Origin of the sequence: Citrobacter portucalensis, assembly GCF_023374935.1 — a bacterium.
In the GTDB taxonomy this organism is placed as follows: domain Bacteria; phylum Pseudomonadota; class Gammaproteobacteria; order Enterobacterales; family Enterobacteriaceae; genus Citrobacter; species Citrobacter portucalensis.
Map to the genome: position 1 here is coordinate 3,695,465 of NZ_CP092466.1, position 22,414 is coordinate 3,717,878.

The 22,414-nt window shown below is 51.6% G+C and carries 23 protein-coding genes and 1 tRNA gene; 11 read left to right on the plus strand and 13 right to left on the minus strand.

The features are described 5' to 3' along the window. Positions 1-6: 6 nt before the first annotated feature. Positions 7-83: transfer RNA gene (locus LY264_RS17970), tRNA-Arg, on the minus strand. 39 nt (positions 84-122) lie between these two features. After that, a complete protein-coding gene (locus LY264_RS17975) occupies positions 123-302 on the minus strand; it encodes a hypothetical protein (RefSeq protein ID WP_048226205.1) in 180 nt (59 codons plus the stop codon). A gap of 34 nt (positions 303-336) precedes the next feature. On the opposite strand from LY264_RS17975, the gene fimW reads away from it, so the two are divergent. The 3 genes from fimW to fimZ all read left to right on the plus strand — a co-directional run bounded on the left by fimW (position 337) and on the right by fimZ (position 3,258). Further along, positions 337-930: a fimbria biosynthesis transcriptional regulator FimW gene (fimW, locus tag LY264_RS17980; protein ID WP_008784010.1), complete on the plus strand. Its 594-nt coding sequence runs from the start codon at positions 337-339 to the stop codon at positions 928-930. A gap of 386 nt (positions 931-1,316) precedes the next feature. After that, positions 1,317-2,039 carry a fimbria biosynthesis regulator FimY gene (fimY, locus tag LY264_RS17985; RefSeq protein ID WP_032942589.1) on the plus strand — a complete coding sequence of 241 codons (723 nt, stop codon included), beginning with the start codon at positions 1,317-1,319 and terminating at the stop codon, positions 2,037-2,039. A gap of 586 nt (positions 2,040-2,625) precedes the next feature. Next, positions 2,626-3,258 carry a fimbria biosynthesis transcriptional regulator FimZ gene (fimZ, locus tag LY264_RS17990; protein WP_003831119.1) on the plus strand — a complete coding sequence of 211 codons (633 nt, stop codon included), beginning with the start codon at positions 2,626-2,628 and terminating at the stop codon, positions 3,256-3,258. A 49-nt stretch (positions 3,259-3,307) separates the two neighbouring features. Here fimZ and sfmF read toward each other — a convergent pair whose 3' ends face one another. The 6 genes from sfmF to fimA all read right to left on the minus strand — a co-directional run bounded on the left by sfmF (position 3,308) and on the right by fimA (position 9,377). Beyond that, the gene (sfmF, locus tag LY264_RS17995) at positions 3,308-3,802 is read right to left on the minus strand and encodes a fimbria assembly protein (protein ID WP_240498928.1); all 495 of its coding nucleotides are present in this window, start codon (positions 3,800-3,802) and stop codon (positions 3,308-3,310) included. A 34-nt stretch (positions 3,803-3,836) separates the two neighbouring features. Then, positions 3,837-4,844 (minus strand): type 1 fimbria D-mannose specific adhesin FimH, encoded by a 1,008-nt coding sequence (gene fimH / locus LY264_RS18000; protein WP_048226209.1) that lies wholly within the window; start codon positions 4,842-4,844, stop codon positions 3,837-3,839. Between the two features lie 4 nt (positions 4,845-4,848). Further along, the gene (locus LY264_RS18005) at positions 4,849-7,470 is read right to left on the minus strand and encodes a fimbrial biogenesis usher protein (RefSeq protein ID WP_171846085.1); all 2,622 of its coding nucleotides are present in this window, start codon (positions 7,468-7,470) and stop codon (positions 4,849-4,851) included. 7 nt (positions 7,471-7,477) lie between these two features. Then, complete coding sequence (gene fimC, locus LY264_RS18010) at positions 7,478-8,170, minus strand: type 1 fimbria chaperone FimC (protein WP_048226213.1); 693 nt, start codon at positions 8,168-8,170, stop codon at positions 7,478-7,480. A 41-nt stretch (positions 8,171-8,211) separates the two neighbouring features. Continuing rightward, positions 8,212-8,745 (minus strand): type 1 fimbrial protein subunit FimI, encoded by a 534-nt coding sequence (gene fimI, locus LY264_RS18015; RefSeq protein ID WP_032942585.1) that lies wholly within the window; start codon positions 8,743-8,745, stop codon positions 8,212-8,214. A 77-nt stretch (positions 8,746-8,822) separates the two neighbouring features. Then, positions 8,823-9,377, minus strand: a complete 555-nt coding sequence (gene fimA, locus LY264_RS18020) for a type 1 fimbrial major subunit FimA (protein WP_032934356.1) — start codon at positions 9,375-9,377, stop codon at positions 8,823-8,825. A gap of 575 nt (positions 9,378-9,952) precedes the next feature. On the opposite strand from fimA, the gene folD reads away from it, so the two are divergent. The 3 genes from folD to LY264_RS18035 all read left to right on the plus strand — a co-directional run bounded on the left by folD (position 9,953) and on the right by LY264_RS18035 (position 11,683). Continuing rightward, a complete protein-coding gene (gene folD, locus LY264_RS18025; RefSeq protein WP_003831112.1) occupies positions 9,953-10,819 on the plus strand; it encodes a bifunctional methylenetetrahydrofolate dehydrogenase/methenyltetrahydrofolate cyclohydrolase FolD in 867 nt (288 codons plus the stop codon). A 1-nt stretch (position 10,820) separates the two neighbouring features. Next, a complete protein-coding gene (gene ybcJ / locus LY264_RS18030) occupies positions 10,821-11,033 on the plus strand; it encodes a ribosome-associated protein YbcJ (protein WP_003831111.1) in 213 nt (70 codons plus the stop codon). A 125-nt stretch (positions 11,034-11,158) separates the two neighbouring features. Next, on the plus strand, positions 11,159-11,683 hold the full coding sequence (locus LY264_RS18035) for a metal-dependent hydrolase (RefSeq protein ID WP_048214760.1): 525 nt from the start codon (positions 11,159-11,161) through the stop codon (positions 11,681-11,683). 77 nt (positions 11,684-11,760) lie between these two features. Here LY264_RS18035 and cysS read toward each other — a convergent pair whose 3' ends face one another. Continuing rightward, positions 11,761-13,146 (minus strand): cysteine--tRNA ligase, encoded by a 1,386-nt coding sequence (gene cysS, locus LY264_RS18040; protein WP_003831109.1) that lies wholly within the window; start codon positions 13,144-13,146, stop codon positions 11,761-11,763. 173 nt (positions 13,147-13,319) lie between these two features. On the opposite strand from cysS, the gene ppiB reads away from it, so the two are divergent. The 4 genes from ppiB (at position 13,320) to purK (ending at position 16,351) form a co-directional block, all read left to right on the plus strand. Beyond that, positions 13,320-13,814: a peptidylprolyl isomerase B gene (ppiB, locus tag LY264_RS18045; protein ID WP_003021875.1), complete on the plus strand. Its 495-nt coding sequence runs from the start codon at positions 13,320-13,322 to the stop codon at positions 13,812-13,814. Positions 13,815-13,816: 2 nt separating this feature from the next. Then, positions 13,817-14,539, plus strand: a complete 723-nt coding sequence (gene lpxH / locus LY264_RS18050; protein WP_048214761.1) for a UDP-2,3-diacylglucosamine diphosphatase — start codon at positions 13,817-13,819, stop codon at positions 14,537-14,539. 238 nt (positions 14,540-14,777) lie between these two features. After that, positions 14,778-15,287, plus strand: coding sequence for a 5-(carboxyamino)imidazole ribonucleotide mutase (purE, locus tag LY264_RS18055; RefSeq protein WP_048226215.1), 510 nt, complete (start codon positions 14,778-14,780; stop codon positions 15,285-15,287). Further along, entirely contained in the window at positions 15,284-16,351 is a 1,068-nt protein-coding gene (purK, locus tag LY264_RS18060; RefSeq protein ID WP_048226217.1) for a 5-(carboxyamino)imidazole ribonucleotide synthase, read from the plus strand. The genes purE and purK overlap by 4 nt, the downstream gene beginning before the upstream one ends. Positions 16,352-16,389: 38 nt before the next feature. Here purK and LY264_RS18065 read toward each other — a convergent pair whose 3' ends face one another. The 4 genes from LY264_RS18065 to LY264_RS18080 are packed head-to-tail and all read right to left on the minus strand — an operon-like array spanning position 16,390 to position 21,044. Next, the gene (locus LY264_RS18065; RefSeq protein WP_048226219.1) at positions 16,390-17,283 is read right to left on the minus strand and encodes a carbamate kinase; all 894 of its coding nucleotides are present in this window, start codon (positions 17,281-17,283) and stop codon (positions 16,390-16,392) included. 3 nt (positions 17,284-17,286) lie between these two features. Next, on the minus strand, positions 17,287-18,096 hold the full coding sequence (locus LY264_RS18070; protein WP_048226221.1) for an oxamate carbamoyltransferase subunit AllH family protein: 810 nt from the start codon (positions 18,094-18,096) through the stop codon (positions 17,287-17,289). An 11-nt stretch (positions 18,097-18,107) separates the two neighbouring features. Beyond that, complete coding sequence (locus tag LY264_RS18075) at positions 18,108-19,367, minus strand: YlbE family protein (protein WP_071692488.1); 1,260 nt, start codon at positions 19,365-19,367, stop codon at positions 18,108-18,110. Positions 19,368-19,376: 9 nt separating this feature from the next. Next, positions 19,377-21,044, minus strand: a complete 1,668-nt coding sequence (locus tag LY264_RS18080) for an acyl-CoA synthetase FdrA (RefSeq protein ID WP_048226226.1) — start codon at positions 21,042-21,044, stop codon at positions 19,377-19,379. 316 nt (positions 21,045-21,360) lie between these two features. Here LY264_RS18080 and allD point away from each other — a divergent pair, with 316 nt between their 5' ends. Then, positions 21,361-22,410, plus strand: a complete 1,050-nt coding sequence (gene allD / locus LY264_RS18085; RefSeq protein WP_048226228.1) for an ureidoglycolate dehydrogenase — start codon at positions 21,361-21,363, stop codon at positions 22,408-22,410. The last annotated feature ends 4 nt before the right edge of the window (positions 22,411-22,414 follow it).

The following is a 22,414-nucleotide window of genomic DNA, read 5'->3' on the forward strand; positions in this document are numbered from 1 at the left end:
TTTGAATGGTACGCCCTGTAGGATTCGAACCTACGACCTACGGCTTAGAAGGCCGTTGCTCTATCCAACTGAGCTAAGGGCGCATTGCGAAGTGATTACTTCATGCAGATGAAACGCGTGAATTATACGGCCAGCGCCTGCTGAGTCAATGCCTTTTGTTTCAGTTGCTGGCGAAGTGAACGAATGTTGATTTTTTCTGCTTGTTCAAGGGTATCCAGGAAATCGCCTGGTAACAACTCAGCCCACGAAACGCCAGATTTAGGGATACATGTATTTAGAATATTTATGATTTTGCTTAACATTCCCTTACCCCTCCAGCGGTTCAGGAACTCTTTAATGTTAAGTATCGCCATCAAGGAAGAAAACAGTCACTTCGAACATGGACTAAAAATTATCATCTCCCATTTAGCAAATCAGTGGCATCAGGAGATTTGCTTTTTGCCTGTCGAGGATATCGATCGCGCTGACATCGCGTTTATTTCCCTGGATGAAGATTGGCTCAGCGCCGATTGCTATCAGATTCCGGTCCATACCCGCCGCCAACACCGGGTTGTCATCTGCAACAGAAACGATAAAGATAAGCTGATGTTCCGGCCCTGCCTGTACATGTTGCCACTGATCTATCGGGAAGATGACGTTGAGGAAATGACTAAAAAATTAGTCCTTATCCTGCAAAAACGTGCGCTGCGCAACAACGTGCCCGCAACTATCTGCCATTACTGCACCACTCGTAACTTTTCTATCGAAGAACGTCAGTTCTTAATGTTTCTCGCCAGCGGCTATACCTTAGCCGAAACGGCCCACTTGCTCTCGGTAAGCGAAATTCAGGCCAAAGCCACCCGTCGCAGCATTATGAAAAAGCTGCATGTGAAAAACGATCAGCAATTCTTAAGATACATCCGGGCGCATCTGAACTTTCTACAAAATTAGGTGGCATCTCTCTGCCTGATTTTTTATTGAGAAAAATCTCATCACCAATTAAGTATCGACACCTACTGTACCTATCTCCATGCTGCCAGAATAATCCTGGCTTACTATTTCCAGGGTAACAGAAAGACACACCCGGTAATATTTTATCTAATCCCATAGAGAGGTTGAACTGGATAAAACGACTTTTTGGGCATTGAGTAAGACATCAGAAAACTTCCGGCAGATTATTCTGATGGGATACGCAATTGCCAGTCTGATGATTGCTGAAGCATTGAAACCCAACAGCACAAGGAAACTCGCCTTTACGCTGGAGAAAATTTGGGTCAGGGATGTTTATAGCCAGCAATTTATCCAGACCTGCCGCAACAGAAATGGAATGGAAAAGGATGCACAGCGCAAAACGCCGGGATCGACATCGCCGTATACGAAACACTAACTGTACCTGGCAATATCCTCACTACACATCACAGGTATTTGACCAACTTGAGTATCTGACGCAAAAACTCGAATACACATTACCGAGTGACACTATATCTCAGGCGATTATTACGACAGATTACTATCTGGCCTATGCGCTGGGTCGACATTTATTTTCAGGAGCACGTACCGCGATCTTCCAGACCATTGAATCGGCAAAAATCAGCCTGCGAGAGTCGGTAATTAGTCAGTTAGTGGTTGATATGGAAGGTTTAACAATCTCTTATTTTGATGTTCTGGAGTATCTGCGCCAGCTAATTAAACCGCGGAATAACATCCAAATCTTCATATTACTTTCCCGCCACGATGAAGACCTAATCCCTTTTATTTCTCTGTCCGGTCCATTTTATATCTTGTCACGTAGCCTGCGCCTCCCGGAGATGCGCCGCGCTTTATTGTCGCCAGTCCTTAACTATATTCACTCCAGGCACATAAACCAGCTCGATTGGGAGATGGTGGAATTACTCTTACAAGGTAACTCCTTAAAAGAGATTGCTTTGTTACAAGCTCGCCCCTACCACCGTATCATCTATCGCCTGAACCAGCTGATTGCGCGTCTGGGCTTAGCAAACCGGCAGCGTTTTTTGCACCTGATACATCGCCTCAGCGTTACCTCTGCTCATTTAATTTAACACCCTAACCCTATGTGCCATAAGATTTTTTAGGAAATTACTTATTTTTATATGAGATAAAAGATCTAAATTTCACAACTATTTAATATTTACAACTATTCCTGGTATTATGCTAACTTCCACCACCCCAGTAAACCATACTGATTCTGTGCATATCAGCACAAATAGCGTCATTCCCACCTTAACAAATCCTAAACAATTAGTTTATTGTATTGTTTTTACCATTTAAAAATTTTTTTCAGTCTGCCATAATTCAAACAGCAGTAAAATAATGCCAATAGTCATTAACACATCTGGATCTTTTAGAACATCCTAACTGACATTAACAACCTGAATGTTGTAAGCCTTTTCCGAAAGAACAGAGCAGGTATAATCCCCATAGTTTTCTGATTAATTGTTAGTTTTCCCAGTGTGAAATGGATTTTCCACAAATTCATTGTTCTGTAGAAGAGCAACCGAATAAACAAGGATGAAATAATATTTATTCGACTCTCCCTCAGAACAACCCTTGGCTATTTGACAATATTATAACGCCTGATGTTTTATAAAATTATCAAGATACGCATACAGTTTGAGGCATACAACAATGAAACCAGCATCCGTTATCATTATGGACGAACACCCTATTGTCAGAATGTCGATAGAAGTACTACTTGAAAAAAACAGTAATATCCAGGTTGTGTTGAAGACCGATGACAGCCGTACGGCAATAGAGCACCTGCGCACTTACCCTGTCGATCTTGTCATTCTGGATATTGAACTACCTGGTTCAGATGGATTTACATTACTCAAGAGAATAAAGTCTCTGCAGGAGAATACTCGGGTGCTGTTTCTCTCCTCCAAATCGGAGTCTTTTTATGCCGGGCGTGCTATCCGGGCCGGTGCAAATGGTTTTGTCAGTAAACGAAAGGATTTGAATGATATCTACAATGCGGTAAAAATGATTTTATCGGGATATTCTTTTTTCCCTTCAGACACCCTTAACTTCATTAACAATATAAATATGAAAAAAGGTGTATTGAATGACATGCCGCTCTCTAATCGCGAAGTTACGGTTTTGCGTTATCTGGCAAATGGCCTTTCTAATAAGGAAATTGCTGAGCAGCTGTTACTCAGCAATAAAACGATTAGTGCTCACAAAGCTAACATCTACGCCAAACTCGGCTTACATACTATCGTTGAGCTGATCGATTACGCAAAAATGCATGAATTAATGTAATAGCACTCCCGGCGAGACTTCGTTCGGGAGCGTTTTATCCGCGCATTGATTAGTTATAGTTAATCATAAATGTGGCATCGGCCCTGGCGAGGCCAGGCTGAACCCCGTCTGCTAACGCGATATAGTTGGCGAAAAAGGTCAGCGTGGCATTGCCGTTCTCATCAATCCCTACGGTTTGGCTGGCCTGCTCGAGCGGTAATTGCGTACGGTCGCTGTCATGCAGTTCGATCGCCACCTTTTGCGCCATCACCGCGTCATCAAGCGCCAGCAACGTCGTACCCGGGGCCGGAGTACCAGAAAACGTTATTGACGCGGATCCCGGCGGGCAGCCTTCCAGCTTCAGCGTAAACGCGACTGGTTGGGTAGTATCCCCGCTGGTCTGTAACTGCTTTGTTGGCCAGGTGCCCAATTCAACCGACTTATTGCTGTCACTTGCAATCACCGCACAGGTAAAGTCCACCACGTTTCCGCGCAGTTCAATATTGATTTCGCCCAGCGATGAGGCCGCATGGCACAACGAGCTGAATGTCAGTATGGGCAGCATCACCAGAAGCGCCCATGAAGTTGGCGTTTGCTTGTTAGTCATAATCTACTCGCAGATAGCCACGGGCAGTAAAAGGCCCTTCGGTAGGTTTATTCCCCGTCACGCTGACCGGCCAAGTCCGAATACTCACGTTTGCCGCGGCGTTATCATCCAGTTGAAATGGGATCGTGCTGGACAGATTATTGGGCGTCAGCGGTCTACCGGTTTTGTCGGCGACAATGAACCCTAAGTCAGGATTGTCCGATACCATCATTTGCCCGGAGGCTTTCTCGGCCTCTACCCGCATGGTTAAGTAGGCCTGTGCTGCGACGTTGGTGCATTTTATCGCCACCGTTTTGGTCTGCGGATTAATGCCTTCGGGACGGTTTCCTGCCCCCGCCTTGCTGAACAACGATGCGCCAATATCGCCAAAATCAAACTCGACAATCTGCCCTGCGTTCACCTCACAGTTTTGTGGAACCTCCACCTTACCGCTGTAGCTGATGGTATAAACCGGCGTGCTTAGCGCATCTCCGGTACTGGTCGTGACATAGACTCTGAACATGGTCTGGCGCGGGATCGGCACCATGTTAATAAACGAGCGGATCACTTTGAGTTTAAACACCAGGTTTGAATCCTGTACGCCAAAAGGCTTCTGCTTCGAAACGTTCGAGTCAACGCCCATACGGATATAATTTCGCGGAGGATAAAACAACCCGGCATAGCTGTCGGTGATGCTCATGGCCCCCAGCAGGTAGTCATTGAGCTTCAGATACTGAAAACCACCCTCGGTACTTTGAACCGGAAGTTCAGTGACATAGCTTCGATAGGTGTAATTCACCGTTGTCCCAGCCGGACAGGTGGCATTAACGCCAACCCAGCCCGATTTTTCCGGTAACGTCACCACCTGCCCCGGCTGATTATTGCTGCTGTTAAAGACGTTCGACAGATCGTAAAAAACATCCGTTGGTGTGCCATTCGAGTTTTGGCAGACCGTCGCCCAGGACGAATTAGCCATCAGCAGTAAAGCGCTTCCCAGTAACAAACCTGTTTGTCGTTTCATCGTATTATTCCTGTCGTGCCGTTGGAGATTCGCACGTCACGTTCGTGAGCGTCACCGCCTGTTTCAGACTCTCCTCAGGCAAGGCATAGTGCGCCACGCAGCGAGCGTTAGCGCTTTCCCCCCATTGGATCAGCAATTCGCCTTTTAGCGGTAAGCCGCTCAGGTAGATTTGTCCGTCTTCGCCCACCATACTGGTCACGCCGCTGGTGTTTTCACGCACAACGGATCCAAATGGCACAGGTTTACCTGCATATTTCGCGGTTATCAGTGCCCGCACGCCGATACGTGTATCAAACGCTGCTCGCACCAATGCCCCTTGCGTTGGCACGACGCTGCTAACGTTATTTTCCACATCGGTATTGTTGTTCATTGAATTGGTATCTAACGCGACGCGGTTATAGCGATAAACGGTGGCATACGGCATCACCGCGTATCCGCGCCAGTCGGTTTGCACGCCGGTCTGGTTTTCTATCCGCACACCCTGCGCGCCAGGTGCTTTAACCAGCACATTGGTGTCCCCCAGCGGCTGACTGAGGGTAATACCGTCCGCATGCCCCACCACGCCGCCGGAGAGCTGCCAGTTATAGTCATGTTGATCGCGATCGTAGTTGTATCCCACGCCCAGCGTGCCATAAGCCGCCTGCCAGTTGGCGCTGGCGTTTCCGCTGTAACCGTTGGTGCTGCTGTGCCCCTGATTCACGCTGTAGCTCAGGTTGCGCCCATCCAGTAATGTACCGCCGATCCCGCTCTGCCAGCTGTTTTGTCCGTTGCTGTTGCGGTTGGCATTAAAAGTGGCGTAGGTGCGATCGAGCGCGTTATCACGCGAGTAGCGCCGTCCGCTTAGCAGGCTGAACGGCACTGACATATTGAATGCCAGAATACGGTCGGTGTCGGAGATGCCTACCGATTCATTCCACGACCAGGAGAGTGAATAGCTAATCCCCTGCCAGCCGCTGGCATAGCCCACCTGATACCAGGTATTGGTGTCTGAGGTATTCCAGTACGTTTGCTGACTCCCCGAAACATACAGCGAGCCGTAGTCTCCCAGGTTCTGCGAAATGTTAATCTGGAAGCGGCCCTTTTTGCTGTAACTCAGGTTGTGGTAACTCTTCACATCGGGCACGTCGTGGCGATTGCCTTCGCTGTCGTATTCATACTCATACCCTTCCATGCTGCGATACGCGACGTCATCAAGGGTATAGAAGCCGCGCGTTGAGTAGCGATATCCCAACAGCTGGAAGTTTGTACCAAAGTTGTTCAGCGATTTTGCATACAGAAAACGCAAAGACTGCCCCTGATGCGTACTGTCATCCGCCAGTTGACTGCGCGCATGGGTTAAATCCACAGAAACCGCCCCCCAGTCCCCCAGGTTTCGGCCGGTGCCTAAAACTACCGCGGTGTAACGTGAGGCCAGCTGCGTACCGCCATAAGCGGTGTAGCCTTCTGGTAACCCGGCAATTAATGTTCCCTGGAAAAAGAACGGTGAAGATTGCTGGCTATTGCCGCTGCGAAAATCCCCGGCAACCACGTCGTATTTGAAACGCCCTTCTCGTTGTAACAAGGGAACCGTGGAGTACGGCACCGTATAGCGCTGCTGGCTGCCGTCCTTTTCGTCCACCGTCACCTCAAGGTCACCGCTGGATGACGTCGGGTTGAGATCGGTTATCGAAAAAGCGCCCGGTGACACATAGCTTTGATAAATCACATAGCCATTCTGACGAATGGTCAGTTTCGCTGCGGTACGCACAATGCCGCGAACGGTTGGCGCGTAGCCCTGTAAGCTGTCGGGATACATACTGTCTGAGGAATAGAGCCGCGCCCCGCGAAATCCGACGCTGTCAAAAACGTCGTTGCCAGTGTTGCTGTCGCCCATCACCAGTTCACCCTTCAGCGGGATAATCGCGCGCTGAAGCCATGTACCGATATTTTTCCAGCTTTGTGAGTGGTATCCGTCACCTTTGGAATAGCTCCATGCGCCGTTATTTCTCAAGCGCCAGGGGCCATAATTCAGGCCACTGAGCATACTTAAGAAATAGCTGTCAGTGTCACTGCCGCGGCTGCCGGTAAAGCTGTAGTTGACCAGCGCAGCCGGGATCCCTTCATCCCACTCCTCCGGCGGAATATAGCCACGCGCGCTGTTTAACATTGACGCCTGCGGCAGGCTGACGTTTAAGCGCAGGGTAGAAAAATCAAATGCAATCTCGCTGCCTGGAATCGCCTCCGGTAGATTGATGCAAGTATCGTTCGGATCCTTACTGAGTGCCGGAAATGCAGCGATATTGACGCCAAGGCGCTTCACCCAGTCGAGTCCAAAACACGGCATCAGCCCACCAGACTTCTCCCCGGTTTTTCCCGCACTGCTCGTAAAACGAATATCCTGAGTGGCAACAAACTCATCGTTGCGCCAGATATCCACACGATAAACGCCTTCAGGCTGATGATTGCCTTTTTCAAAACGTGATAAATCCGCCACGGTTGCCGTATCCGCAGATAAAAAGGCCGGATTAAAATAGCTTTCCCCATGGCTTAAAGAGGGAAAGAGCGCCGCCAGCGTGGACAACGCCACCCCCGCCAGCGGTGGCGTAACCCCCGGTAACAGGCCAGGAAAATACGTTGTCTTATTCATCGTTATCTCAACGCACGCTAACCGTTTGGGCCGGGGTCACGGCGCCATAATCATTGACCGTCTGGAACGTGACGTTGCCCTGAACGCCCGTTGGTAGCAGGACCTGCGCATCACTTTTCGGCGCGACCATCACGTTATCAACCTTCGTTTTCCCCACGTTGAGATTGACCAAGGTGACGTAATACGCTGACGGATTATTGATTTTCAGGTGGTTGCCGGTACGGGAAAATTTCAGCATCCCGGGCGCATCTTCCGGAATTTGCGGCAGATTATTCGGACGGACAAAAAGCTTGATGCGGGACAGAATCGCCAGTTGCAGAACGTTTTTACCCTCAAGGCTGTTTTTATTGACTGACGGAATGGCTTTCACATTCATCCAGAACAGCGATTCACGGTCTTTGGGCAGCAGAACACCTGCATAGATGATACGCAGCGTGTTTTCGCTTTTGGGTTCGCTGACGAACAGCGGAGGCGTAACCACAAACGATTTTTCTTTAACGCCTGAGCTATTCTCGATCCATGAATTGACCAGGAAACGTTCTTTGGTATCACTATTGCTAATAGACAGGGACGTTTGTTTGGCATCAGCTGGATAAATAACGCGGGTAGCGCCTAATGCAATACCGCCGGCAGCCTGAACACTGGCAGCAGAAAATAAGGCCAGTAAAAGGATAAAACCTGATTTTAGATAATTAAACATAGCTACAAATACCTTTGGTGTGATTATCGTTGGGAAATTAATCAGGGATAAACCAACGTAAACCACACGTCTGAACGAAGCGTTCCCGGCGTTATATTTTCCGAGACAGCCCGATAACGAGCAGTGAAATGAAACGTCATCTCTTGCGTTATAATCGGTGCATAATGAAGCGGCAGCGCATTCGGAATAATTTGCCGTTGGCGCTCATCAAATAACGCCAGACCGATCCCCGAAGCCGCAGACGCATCACCACTGGCAAGAAAAACCTGCGGATCTTCTGCTGGTGTCACACCTGCAAACGCAATCCCAACGTGGTCGTAAACATCGGAGCTGCATGACGTTAAGCGCAGTGAAAACGGCACGCTGGTCGAGGCAAAGCTTCCCGTCCCGGAGAAAGCATTGGTGCGATACTGCCCCATTTGCACCCGCAAATTTTGGCTGTCGGTAGCGACCGTACAGGCACCATTGACGAGCTGCCCCCGTAAGTGAAGGCGGCCACTTTCCAGTATTACCGTATGTGCAAACACAGGCAGTACGCACAGCATTCCCGCCAGCGCCACGCCTTTCCCTATCATCTGCCGCATCCTTCATCATCCCCGGAAATTGCCTCATCCAGTGAGGCGAACGTCATCCTTGCGCAAATCAGAACGGCTTATTCGTACTTCATGATGAACGTCGCGTCGGCATTTGCCTGACCCGGCGTAGCGCTGGTGGCTGTGGCTTTGTAACGCGCAGAGAAACGCAGGGTGTTGGTCCCTTCTACCAGCGCCTGAGCGGTAGAGAAGGTGGCTCCATCCGGCTTCAGTGCGGTGGACGTATTGTCCAGGATTTCAATCCCGACACCGCTGGCAGTAGTACCGTTATCTGCAGAAGTGACAGCCAGCAGGTTGTTGTTGGTAATATCGGATTGACCAGAGAAAGCCACGGCTGCGGTTGCGGCAACTTTCGGGTCACAGTCGTTTAGCACGATTGAGAACGGAATTTGCGCCGTTGTATCGCCAACTGCGGTAAAACTGGCGGTACGATACTGGCCTAAGGTGACAACCTGATCGGATGACTGAGTACTGACTGCACAGGCTGCATTGACCAGTTCACCTTCAAAATGCACAGTACCGCCGCTAACGCTTACCGGATCGGCTGCAACCGCTGCACCTGCAACTAACATCAGGCTGGCAATAACAGAAGAGGTCATTAATTTACGTTTCATGGATTTCCCTTGAATTACACACATCCGGCTCCGGCGTCCTGCGGGATCCGTTTGAATCATTATCGACATTAAATGTCAGGCTAATTATCTCTGCATCCTGTAAAGATATATATCGCAAGAGAATTAGCTAACCTTTTACCCCAACTCTCCTGAGTATTTGATTCACTAATTAATCTTCGCGAATATGACTATTCGTCACAGGGTTAAATTAAACATTTCAATTAATGAAAAATACCTGCAAATCCTTTTATTGACCCTGGCCAATTCTTATTGGGACCTAAGAAAAATCTGGGTGAATATTACTTAAATGCTCCCATAAAGGTACGTAACAGACTGGTTTATGGCGCATTACCCCTGAAAACACCAGGGTGATGAATTGTTTCATTCACGTTAATTTTAATTCGCATGCTCATTAATTACCTGGGAGACTTCAGCCTCTGTGCTGATCCCATGCTCTGACCATGGCACCCGTTATCGCACGTAAAAACGCAAACGAAAACTGACAGCACGCCCCGCTTCTGACAAAATAGTGACATCCCCTTCGGTTTAACGTAACAGACGGAATTCTCTCTCTGATGGCAGCAAAGATTATTGACGGTAAAACGATTGCGCAGCAGGTGCGCTCTGAGGTTGCTCAAAAAGTTCAGGCGCGTTTAGCGGCTGGATTACGCGCCCCAGGCCTGGCTGTTGTGCTGGTAGGTAGCAACCCGGCTTCGCAGATTTATGTTGCGAGTAAACGCAAAGCCTGTGACGAAGTGGGGTTTGTCTCCCGCTCCTATGACCTGCCTGAAACCACCAGCGAGGCGGAGCTTCTTGAGCTGATCGATACGCTCAATGCAGATACCACCATCGACGGTATCCTGGTACAACTGCCGTTGCCGGCGGGTATCGACAACGTGAAAGTGCTGGAACGTATTGCACCGGATAAAGACGTTGACGGTTTCCACCCGTATAACGTCGGTCGCCTGTGCCAGCGCGCGCCGCGTCTGCGCCCATGTACTCCGCGCGGTATCGTTACCCTGCTTGAGCGTTACAACATCGATACCTACGGTCTGAATGCCGTGGTCATTGGTGCCTCGAATATTGTCGGTCGCCCAATGAGTATGGAGCTACTGCTAGCTGGCTGCACCACCACCGTCACCCACCGATTCACTAAAGATCTGCGCCGCCACGTAGAAAATGCTGACCTGCTGATTGTTGCCGTCGGTAAACCGGGCTTTATTCCTGGTGAGTGGATCAAAGAAGGTGCGATTGTGATTGATGTCGGCATCAACCGTCTGGAGAATGGTAAGGTTGTTGGCGATGTGGTCTTTGACGATGCGGCCGCACGAGCGTCATATATCACGCCGGTCCCCGGCGGCGTAGGCCCAATGACGGTCGCCACACTTATCGAAAACACGCTGCAGGCGTGTGTTGAATATCATGATGTAAAGGACGTTTAAGATGGCCACATTTTCACTGGGTAAACACCCACACGTTGAACTCTGCGATTTGCTGAAGCTGGAAGGCTGGAGCGAAAGCGGCGCCCAGGCAAAAATTGCTATTGGCGAAGGGTTAGTGAAGGTCGATGGCGTTGTTGAAACGCGTAAACGCTGCAAAATCGTTGCCGGACAGACCGTCAGCTTTGAAGGCCACAGCATTAACGTCGTGGCGTGACCCTAAGTGCCGGATGAGGTTAACACCGTATCCGGCCACTTCCCCCTCTCGTTTTCAGATAATGACTTCATCCCCACTTCACAGTGAACTGATAGCATGTTGTTTTTCCTCACGAAGCGATCATCATGCCCACTATCGTTACCCACGCGGCCGTTCCGCTCTGTTTAGGGTTAGGTCTCGGACTTAAAGTCATCCCCCCACGATTACTGTTTGCTGGCGTCGTTCTGGCCATGCTGCCAGATGCCGACGTGTTGTCATTTAAGTTCGGCGTCGCCTACGGCAATGTGTTTGGCCACCGGGGATTTACCCACTCACTGCTGTTCGCCTTCGTGGTACCGCTGCTCTGCGTCTTGATTGGCCGACGATGGTTTAAGGCGGGATTGATTCGCTGCTGGCTATTCCTGACGGTTTCACTGCTGTCGCACAGTCTGCTGGATTCTGTCACCACCGGCGGCAAAGGCGTCGGCTGGCTGTGGCCGTGGTCGGATGAACGCTTTTTCGCGCCGTGGCAGGTGATTAAAGTCGCGCCGTTCGCGCTGTCACGCTACGCCACGCCGTACGGGCACCAGGTGATCATGTCGGAGTTGATGTGGGTATGGCTGCCGGGAATCGTAATGATGGGTGTGCTGTGGTGGTATCGGAAATATTAATCTGCCGGATGCGACGCGATGCGTCTTATCCGGCCTACACGGCCCGGTAAGCGTAAGCGCCACCGGGCATTACAGAGTTACTTACGACGCCAGGTGGTACCCTGCGGGCCGTCTTCCAGCACGATGCCCATCTCGTTGAGACGGTCACGCGCGGCGTCAGCTGCCGCCCAGTCTTTCGCCTTACGCGCATCCAGACGCTGTTGGATTAACGCTTCAATTTCAGCGACTTCACCGTCATCCGCCTGCGCACCGCTTTGCAGGAACGCTTCTGGATCCTGTTCCAGCAGGCCCAGTACGCTGGAAAGCTTACGCAGATGCGCAGCCATGCCGTTAGCCGCCGCCATATCTTCACCCTTCAGACGGTTTACCTCACGTGCCATATCAAACAATACGGAGTAGGCTTCCGGGGTGTTGAAGTCGTCGTCCATCGCTTCAATAAAGCGCGCTTCAAAGGCTTCGCCACCGGCTGGCGCAACGGATTTGTCGGTACCACGCAGCGCGGTATACAGACGCTCCAGCGCAGAACGCGCCTGCTTGAGGTTCTCTTCGCTGTAGTTTAACTGGCTACGGTAATGACCAGACATCAGGAAGTAGCGAATGGTTTCGGCGTCGTAGTATTTCAGCACATCGCGAACGGTAAAGAAGTTGCCCAGCGATTTGGACATTTTCTCGCGGTCAACCATCACCATCCCTGAGTGCATCCAGTAATTAACGTACTCACCGTCATGCGCACAGGTGGACTGAGCAATTTCGTTTTCATGGTGCGGGAACATCAGGTCCGAACCGCCACCGTGAATATCGAAATGGTTGCCCAACTGTTTGCAGTTCATTGCCGAACATTCGATGTGCCAGCCCGGACGGCCTGCGCCCCACGGAGACGGCCAGCTCGGCTCGCCTTCTTTGGACATTTTCCACAGCACGAAGTCCATCGGGTTGCGCTTCACATCAACCACGTCAACGCGCGCGCCTGCCTGCAGCTGATCCAGATCCTGGCGCGACAGCTGGCCGTAGTTCGGGTCAGTCGGCACGTCGAACATCACGTCGCCGTTATCGGCAACATAAGCGTGACCTTTGGCAATCAGCTGTTCAGTGATTTCGATAATTTCAGCGATATGGTGCGTAGCACGCGGCTCCAGATCCGGGCGCAGAATATTCAGCGCATCGAAATCGCTGTGCATTTCCGCGATCATTCTGTCGACCAACGCCACAAAGCTTTCGCCGTTTTCATTCGCGCGCTTGATGATTTTGTCATCGATATCGGTAATGTTGCGCACATACTTCAGCTTATAGCCGAGAAAGCGCAGATAACGCGCAACGACGTCGAAAGAAACGAAGGTACGTCCGTGGCCAATATGACAGAGATCGTAAACGGTAATACCACACACGTACATGCCGACTTCCCCGGCATGAATAGGTTTGAATTCCTCTTTTTGGCGCGTCAGTGTATTAAAGATTTTTAACATCGAAGATTCCGTGTAGACGTGTGTGGATAGTAAAGTCTGTATAATACCCATAATTTAGACCGGAAGCAGCACACTTTGCGAGGTGATCGCAGCTTGCGGTTATGCTATAACACACCCCTAACTCTGACCCTTGACGGGGTCGAAGCACCAATCTATCGGAACAGGATGCAAAAATGGTTACTTTCCACACTAATCACGGCGATATCGTAATCAAAACGTTTGATGATAAAGCGCCTGAAACAGTTAAAAACTTCCTGGACTACTGCCGCGAAGGTTTTTACAACAACACCATTTTCCACCGTGTTATTAACGGTTTCATGATCCAGGGCGGCGGTTTCGAGCCAGGCATGAAGCAAAAAGCCACGAAAGAAGCGATCAAAAACGAAGCGAACAACGGTTTGAAAAACACTCGTGGTACGCTGGCGATGGCGCGTACTCAGGCTCCGCACTCCGCAACCGCACAGTTCTTCATCAACGTTGCAGACAACGACTTCCTGAACTTCTCCGGCGAAAGCATGCAGGGTTGGGGTTACTGCGTGTTCGCTGAAGTTGTTGAAGGCATGGACGTGGTTGATAAAATCAAAGGCGTTTCCACTGGTCGCAGCGGTATGCATCAGGATGTGCCAAAAGAAGACGTTATCATCGAAAACGTGACCGTCAGCGAGTAATCGTGGCGACACTGTTTATTGCAGATCTTCACCTCTGCACAGAAGAACCGGCGATCACCGCCGGTTTTCTGCGTTTTTTAGCCGGTGATGCGCGAAAGGCCGATGCGCTATACATTCTTGGCGACCTGTTTGAAGCCTGGATTGGCGACGACGATCCTAATCCGCTGCATCGTGAAATGGCCGCGGCGATAAAATCACTGACTGATTCCGGCGTTCCCTGCTTTTTTATTCACGGCAACCGTGATTTTCTGCTCGGTAAACGTTTTGCCCGTGCGAGCGGCATGACCTTGCTTCCCGAAGAAAAAGTGCTCGACCTGTATGGCCGCAAGGTGCTGATCATGCATGGCGACACCTTATGCACCGACGACGCAGGCTATCAGGCATTTCGCGCCAAAGTGCATCAACCCTGGTTACAGAAGCTGTTCCTCGCTCTGCCGCTGTTCGTTCGCCAGCGAATCGCTGCGAAAATGCGTGCCAACAGCAAAGCAGCCAACACCACCAAATCGCTGGAAATCATGGATGTGAATCAGCAGGCCGTGATTAGCGAGATGGAAAAACATCAGGTTCAGTGGTTAATTCACGGCCATACCCACCGCCCTGCCGTCCACAAACTTACGGCCAATGAGCAACCCGCTTTCCGCGTGGTATTAGGCGCATGGCACACCGAAGGTTCGATGATCAAAGTCACCCCTGACGACGTTGAACTGATCGCCTTTCCGTTTTAATTCTGCAGATACCCAGTTCCTCTTTACACAAAACTATTCGAGTTGCATCAAAGCGGCAAATCTGTGAGTCCCCTGGAGCTTACAAAAGTAAGTGACTGGGGTGAGCAGATGCAGCCAACAAAGAGGCAGCTTGAAGAGTGAAGTACAAAGCGCGCAATCGTTTTCCTTGGCGGTGAATTATGCTATTCTCTGTGGCCTCAAAAGTCGAGTGTAGTGCACCACAGGAGTTTTCAGACGCATGTCTTCCCGCAATAATCCGGCGCGTGTCGCCATCGTGATGGGGTCCAAAAGCGACTGGGCTACCATGCAGTTCGCCGCCGAAATCTTCGAAATCCTGGACGTTCCGCATCATGTTGAAGTCGTCTCCGCCCACCGCACCCCAGACAAACTGTTTAGCTTCGCCGAAAGCGCTGAAGAGAACGGTTATCAGGTGATTATTGCCGGGGCCGGTGGCGCAGCGCATTTGCCTGGCATGATTGCGGCGAAAACGCTGGTGCCAGTTTTGGGCGTTCCGGTGCAAAGCGCAGCGCTGAGCGGCGTAGATAGCCTCTACTCTATCGTTCAAATGCCGCGCGGTATTCCGGTCGGCACGCTGGCGATCGGCAAAGCGGGGGCGGCAAATGCGGCCCTGCTGGCAGCACAAATTCTGGCAACACACGACAAAGAACTGCATCAGCGTCTGGCTGAGTGGCGTAAAGCGCAAACCGACGAGGTGCTGGAGAACCCGGACCCGCGAGGTGTCGCATGAAGCAGGTCTGCGTACTTGGCAACGGACAGCTAGGGCGCATGCTGCGCCAGGCCGGTGAGCCACTGGGCATAGCGGTCTGGCCCGTCGGGCTGGACGCTGAACCGGCTGCGGTCCCTTTTCAGCAAAGCGTGATCACCGCTGAGATTGAGCGCTGGCCGGAAACGGCACTCACCCGCGAACTGGCACGCCACCCGGCGTTTGTTAACCGCGACGTCTTCCCGATTATTGCCGACCGTCTGACGCAAAAGCAGCTTTTTGACAAGCTCGGTCTGGCGACCGCGCCATGGCAACTGCTGGCAGATAAAAGCGAATGGTCTGCGATATTCGACAAACTTGGCGAGCTGGCGATTGTGAAACGTCGCGTCGGCGGCTACGACGGACGTGGACAGTGGCGCTTGCGCGCAAATGAAACTGAGCAACTGCCGGACGACTGCTACGGCGAGTGCATCGTCGAGCGGGGAATCAACTTCTCCGGAGAAGTCTCACTGGTTGGCGCTCGTGCGCACGACGGCAGCACCGTTTTCTATCCGCTGACCCATAACCTGCATCAGGACGGCATTCTGCGCACCAGCGTGGTGTTCCCGCAGGCTAACGCCAGACAGCAGGAACAAGCTGAAGCAATGCTCTCTGCCATCATGCAGGAGCTGTGCTATGTTGGCGTGATGGCGATGGAGTGTTTCATCACCCCGGAAGGTCTGCTGATTAACGAACTAGCTCCGCGCGTGCACAACAGCGGGCACTGGACGCAAAACGGCGCCAGCATCAGCCAGTTTGAGCTGCATCTACGTGCCATTACCGACCTGCCGTTACCGACGCCGGTGGTGAACCACCCTTCGGTGATGGTAAACCTGATTGGTAGCGACCTGAACTACGACTGGCTGAAGCTGCCGCTGGTGCATCTGCACTGGTATGACAAAGAGGTGCGTGAAGGGCGTAAGGTGGGTCACCTGAACCTGAGCGACAGCGATACCGCGCGCCTTAGCGCGACGCTGGAAGCGCTTATCCCCCTGCTGCCGCCGGAATATGCCAGCAGTATTATCTGGGCGCAGTCAAAGCTGAAATAAGAAAATAGGGGGCGTGCATATAAACGCCCCCCCTTTTTTTACAGACGGATACAGGTTCCGGCTTTGCCCGCCAGCGTATCTTCAATGCGTGACAGCGCGCCAATCCATGCCGGTTTTCCACGTCGCTTCACATATCCACTTACGGCAGTAACCTTTGGGCCCATCGAACCATCAGCTTTAGCAAACGGCGCCAGCTCATCAGGAGAGGCCTGACGGATCGCGCGTTGCTCCGGCGTCCCCCAGTTTTCATAGACCGCATCGGCATCGGTCAGAATGACCAGACCATCGGCATCGATCTGTTCAGCCAGCAACGCCGCCGCCAGGTCCTTATCAATGACCGCTTCAGACCCTAATCCTTCGCCAGTGACGGGCACGCCGCCGCCCCCGCTACAAATCACCACATGCCCTTCTTTGAGTAAGAGCTTAATAGCATCGCTTTCTACGATCTGGCGAGGTTCTGGCGAAGCGACAACACGCCGCAGGTATTTGCCGTCACGCTTCATATGCCAGCCGTAAGTCGCTTCCAGTTGCGTTTGTTCTTCGGGCGAATACACCGGGCCGATAAATTTTTCCGGCGACATAAACGCGGGATCATTCTCGGATACCACAATCCGCGTTAACACCGTGGTCACCGGCGGCATTTCCGGTTCTGCGGTCAGGCTCTGCGCCAACATATAACCAATCATGCCCTGAGTCTCTGCCACCAGCACATCCAGCGGGTAAGGTTCAACCTCCTTCCAGGCAAGATTCTGTAACGACAGCAGGCCAACCTGCGGTCCGTTACCATGTACGATAGCCAGGCGATACGAACGCGCCAGACGCGCCAGGGCGGGTACGGCGCTGGCAATATTACGATATTGATTTTCTGCCGTTAGCGCCTCACCGCGCTGCAATAATGCGTTGCCACCAAGAGCAACAACCAGCGTTTTCATTCCCTATCCTTCTATGATTTGTTGTCCAAGCCAGAACCCCAACAAGGTGTCTGCGCCGGAGGTATGCCCAAGCGCCAACAGCGAATTTATCGCCGCATCCAGCCTTTCCTGGCGATGCAGAGCATGGGTGAAGTGGAGTAAAGGTGAAGCAAAGTACCCTAGTGCCGCGTAGCGCAAATAGCTCACGCTAACCACGGTCGTCGCTTGTTCAAGGTTGCCGGAATAATCAAAGAAACGGTGACCGGAATCCTTATTCAACGCACCAAAATACCAGGCGGCCAACAGCATGCCAGTCAACGTGTCATCATGACTGGGCGTTAAACCAGGTCCCTTGCCCAACCACTGCCGCCAGTCTGTCGACAAACCGGCAAGCGCCGAGAAGAAACAGTGGCGGAACTGACGTAGCTCGGGGCACAAAGGCAGGCTTGCCGCCAGCATTAACGGTCCAAATAATCCCGTTTCCTCGCCGCGCTCCATCCAGGCCGGTGCAAGGCGCGCGGCATGAGGGCGATAGGTTATTTGCAATGAACAGCAGCGCTGAGGTTGACGTAAAAGATACGGTCCCAACACAATCCCCTCGGGGACAGCCAGAGGGGTTTCACTACCACTTAACGACGTACGCAGCGCATCAAAGTCATGTGCACGGATCACCCATCCCCCTGGGCTAAAGCCGCTTCCCTGGCGGTGCAGCGTTAACAATGCGCCCCCTTCGGCTACAAGGTTAATCGAGCGTCGCCAGACACCAGACAATTGCCATGACTGGCGAAAATCCGCAGATTGCTGGCTGCCCATCAGAGGGTGGATGATCATCATGCGCGCCTCTGTTAGCTAATGCCCATGCTTTCAGCCAGCGCTTCCAGTGCCAGCTCAAAGCAAGCGAGCGGTGCACGGACTGTACCGGCACCAATCTGGCCAATACCGGCCTCTTTATGGGCAATACCAGTATTAATCAGCGGCGTAATCCCTGTTTCGACCACGCGACGGATATCAAGTCCCAGACAGGCCCCCTGGAAATCCCAGCCGGGGATTTGTAGCTGCATATTGCGCTCCAGATAGATTTCCGCCATCTCTTCGGAGACGGATTTTGCGGCTTCCATTCCTCCGGCACCGACAAAACGCGTTACGCCAGGCGCGGCAATCATCGCCGCACCGCCGATACCAAAGGTTTCAGTGATGGCGCTATCACCCATATCCGGGTTAGCCTGTTCCTGTGAAAAACCGGTAAAGAACAATCCCTGCGGGGTGTTAACAGGCGCGGTAAACCAGCGATCGCCAAGTCCGCTTACGCGAATACCGAACATGTCGCCATTACGGGTCATTGCCGTCACAATACTGCCAGAACGCACCTGGGCTCCGGCGTCCATTGCCGCTTTGCAGTAAGCCATCGCCAGGTTAAGGAAGAACTGGTCGGTTACACTAAGGAAATCCATCACCTCAGCAATCTGCTGCTTATCATGTTCCAGACGGGCAATTTGCGGGGCCAGCGTACGCATCAACAGGGCTGAAGAAGCAATATTGCGCTGATGGAACTCATCGCCCATCGTAATGCCCTGTGCCATCATGGCGGTCAGGTCAATACCCTGCTCCAGAGTGCCCAGCGCTGCGCTTAAGACCGGCATCAGAACATCACGCATCCAACGTAAACGCTGCTGGACATCCTCACCGTACGCGCCGAAGCGCATCACTTTGCCGATGCCTTCATTGAGATTGCAGTAAGCCCTGTTCCCTTCGGTGATATTTTCCACCACCAGCATCGGCATGCTGGCAGAGGTGATTCCGCCCATTGGGCCCACGGCATTAACATGATGGCAAGGTACAAAATTGACTTTTCCCTGCTCCAGTAAAGCCAGCGCGCCTATTTCATCATTGGCCCATCCTTCAAACAGGCATGCACCAATGCAGGCACCTTTCATCGGGCCAGTCATTTCCTGCCAACGCATTGGCGGTCCTGCATGAAGCAGTGTTTTCCCTTCATTGAGTTCACTGATTAACGAGGAAGCTGGTTGCACATCCAGCCAGTGCGGACGCGCACGACGAATTTGTTCGATTACTGCAGCGTTGGCTTGCGCCACTGATGTAAACATTGGAACCCCTTATTGCAAACGTTCTAATAAACGAGCCAGTTTTTTATTACCGCCAGCGACAGGCGCCCACTGGTAATGCACCACAGGCTTTTCTGCCGCCTGTAAATCCAGTGCAAAACTGCGTAACCCGGCATTAATAACCGCCACTTTTTCCAGTAGCGCAGGTGCGGATTGATGAGATAACGGTTGAACTGGTCGAATCAGTTCAGCGGCAAGTAGTGTTGCCTCGGGCAGTGAATTCACCACGGCGATACCGGCATCTTCCAGCGTGGCAATTTGCAGTGAACGGCACTGCGGATCGCGCTCAGTGCCGGTGACCGTCGCAATGGCAAACAGCGGTTGCTCGCTAGCTCGCGCAGCACACGCTTTCTGCCAGGCCTGGGCCAGTGATGCAGCCGGGTCGGCTGTCGCACCGTAGCCAATCACAACATCCACCAGCAGCACCCTCACCTGCGGCTGCGAACCCAGATCTGTAATAAGCTGATTACGTAATGCGGGATCGATCATCGGATGCGGACGCCCGACAGTGTAAAAATCATCACCCAGATCGATAATCTGATGCCCGGCGGCATCCAGCATCATCCCGTGGTGGTGTTCCGCATCCGCCGGGACATTCAGGTGACCGGCCAGCAACCCCGCCGCTTCAGCAGCCAGCGTACCTCCGGTATACAGCCCCCTGATTACGCCATCTCCTGTAGCGAAAAGCGCACTGCGTCGCGCAGTCACTCGCGCCAGTAAACAGGCAAGACGGGCTGCATCATCCAGTGTTGCTGCAAACCAGACGTTCTCGTCTCTGGCAACCGCTGAGGTATAACCTAAAAACAGTGCTACAACAGGTTTTCCCGTAGCTTTCATCGCAGTAACAATACGCTGACGAACAGCTTCTGCCGGTGGTTTTGACACAAAAGCCAGCACCTGACTTTTGTCGTCTGCCCCAAGCATCTCCAGTGCGGTAAGTGCACTAATCCCGCCCACCTCGGCGCTCAGATCGCGCCCCCCCAAGCCAATAGCATGAGTAATACCTTCATCGGCCAACGCAATTTGTGAACAGAGTTCCTGGATTCCTGTACCGGAGGCGCCAATTACACCGATATTGCCTTCCGGCATCACGTTGGCAAAAGCCAGCGGCGTACCGGCGATCATGGCAGTTCCGCAGTCAGGTCCCATCACCAGTAGACCTTTATCCTGCGCACGGCGCTTCAGAGCGATTTCATCTTCCAGGGTAACGTTATCGGAGAACATCATGACGTTCAGGTTGCGATCCAGTGCCTGGTTCGCCAGTTCCGCCGCATATTCGCCAGCAACAGAAATTAATGTCATATTCGCTTCAGGCAGTTTCTGACACGCGCTTTCCCAGCGTCTGACCTGCAGGAGCGCTTGACTCCCCCCGGTGGCCTGCGCCAACTGCTGCAACGACTCATCCAGCTGTTGCAGAATAGCTTGGGTAATACTTTGATCGGCAGTTTCAGTTCGGATCGCCACGCAAATATCATTCGGCGTCGCCTGATTAAAATCGTCATGCCAGAACCCGGTCGTTTCCAACAACGATTTATTCGCTGGCGTTCCCATCATGACCGATACATCATCTACATTTTCGGACTCACTCAGCTTGCGTGAAATAATCATTAAACTGACAGAGTCCTGAAAACACCCTTTTTTAATAAAGGCGTGAATCATAACAACCCCTTAATAATTGCACCCATGGCAATTGCACGAGTAGTGTTAATGTGTCGCTCAAGGTATATATCCGGCATCACAAATAGAGTGACTAATATCACATACAATTTATTAGCAAAAGAATTTTAATAACCACCAGAGGATTACATGTTATTTTCTAACGGCAATATTTATTTAAAAAGAAATGGAAAATCCCCTCTGATTATCAAATAAATTCTAACTATATTTTTTTGCGTATCTGGATCACATATTCTATTTATATTCCCGGTATGTTAACGGCAGTCATGCTTCACACCGTCGTTAAAAAGGAAGACAGATGAAAATCAGTCGGGAAACACTCCACCAGCTTATCGAGAATAAGCTTTGCAAGGCCGGACTAAAACGTGAGCACGCCGCAACGGTTGCCGAGGTATTGGTTTATGCCGATGCCAGAGGCATTCACTCTCATGGTGCCGTACGCGTTGAATACTATGCCGAGCGCATTTCAAAAGGCGGTACCAACCGCGAACCCACATTTCGTTTTGAAGATACCGGTCCCTGCACAGCGATTTTGCATGCCGATAACGCCGCCGGGCAAGTCGCTGCAAAAATTGGTATGGAGCATGCAATTGAAATTGCTAAAAAAAATGGTGTCGCCGTTGTCGGAATTAGCCGAATGGGACACAGTGGAGCCATTTCTTACTTCGTGCAACAAGCCGCCCATGCTGGACTTATCGGCCTCTCCGTTTGCCAGTCCGACCCGATGGTTGTACCTTTCGGCGGCGCGGATATTTACTACGGAACCAACCCATTAGCCTTCGCGGCACCTGGAGAAGGTGACGATGTCATGACATTTGATATGGCCACAACGGTGCAAGCCTGGGGTAAAGTTCTCGATGCCCGCTCGCGTAACGAACCGATTCCCGATACCTGGGCTGTCGATAAAAACGGTGCGCCGACGTCCGACCCTTTTGCTGTCAATGCATTGCTACCTGCAGCTGGGCCAAAAGGCTATGGCCTGATGATGATGATCGATGTGCTATCCGGCATTCTGCTGGGATTACCATTTGGTCGTCAGGTCAGTTCCATGTATGAAGATTTGCATGCGGGGCGTAATTTAGGCCAACTGCATTTGGTTATTAATCCCGAGTTTTTTTCCTCCAGCCAATTATTTCGTCAGCATCTCAGCCAAACCATGCAAGAGTTAAATGCCGTTACGCCTGCACCTGGTTTTAAACAAGTTTATTACCCTGGGCAAGATCAAGATATTAATCAACGCAATGCTGCGGTCCATGGTATCGACATCGTTGACGATATCTATCAATACCTGATTTCCGATGCCCTTTATTTGAAGTCATACGAAACAAAAAATCCCTTTGCGCAATAATTAT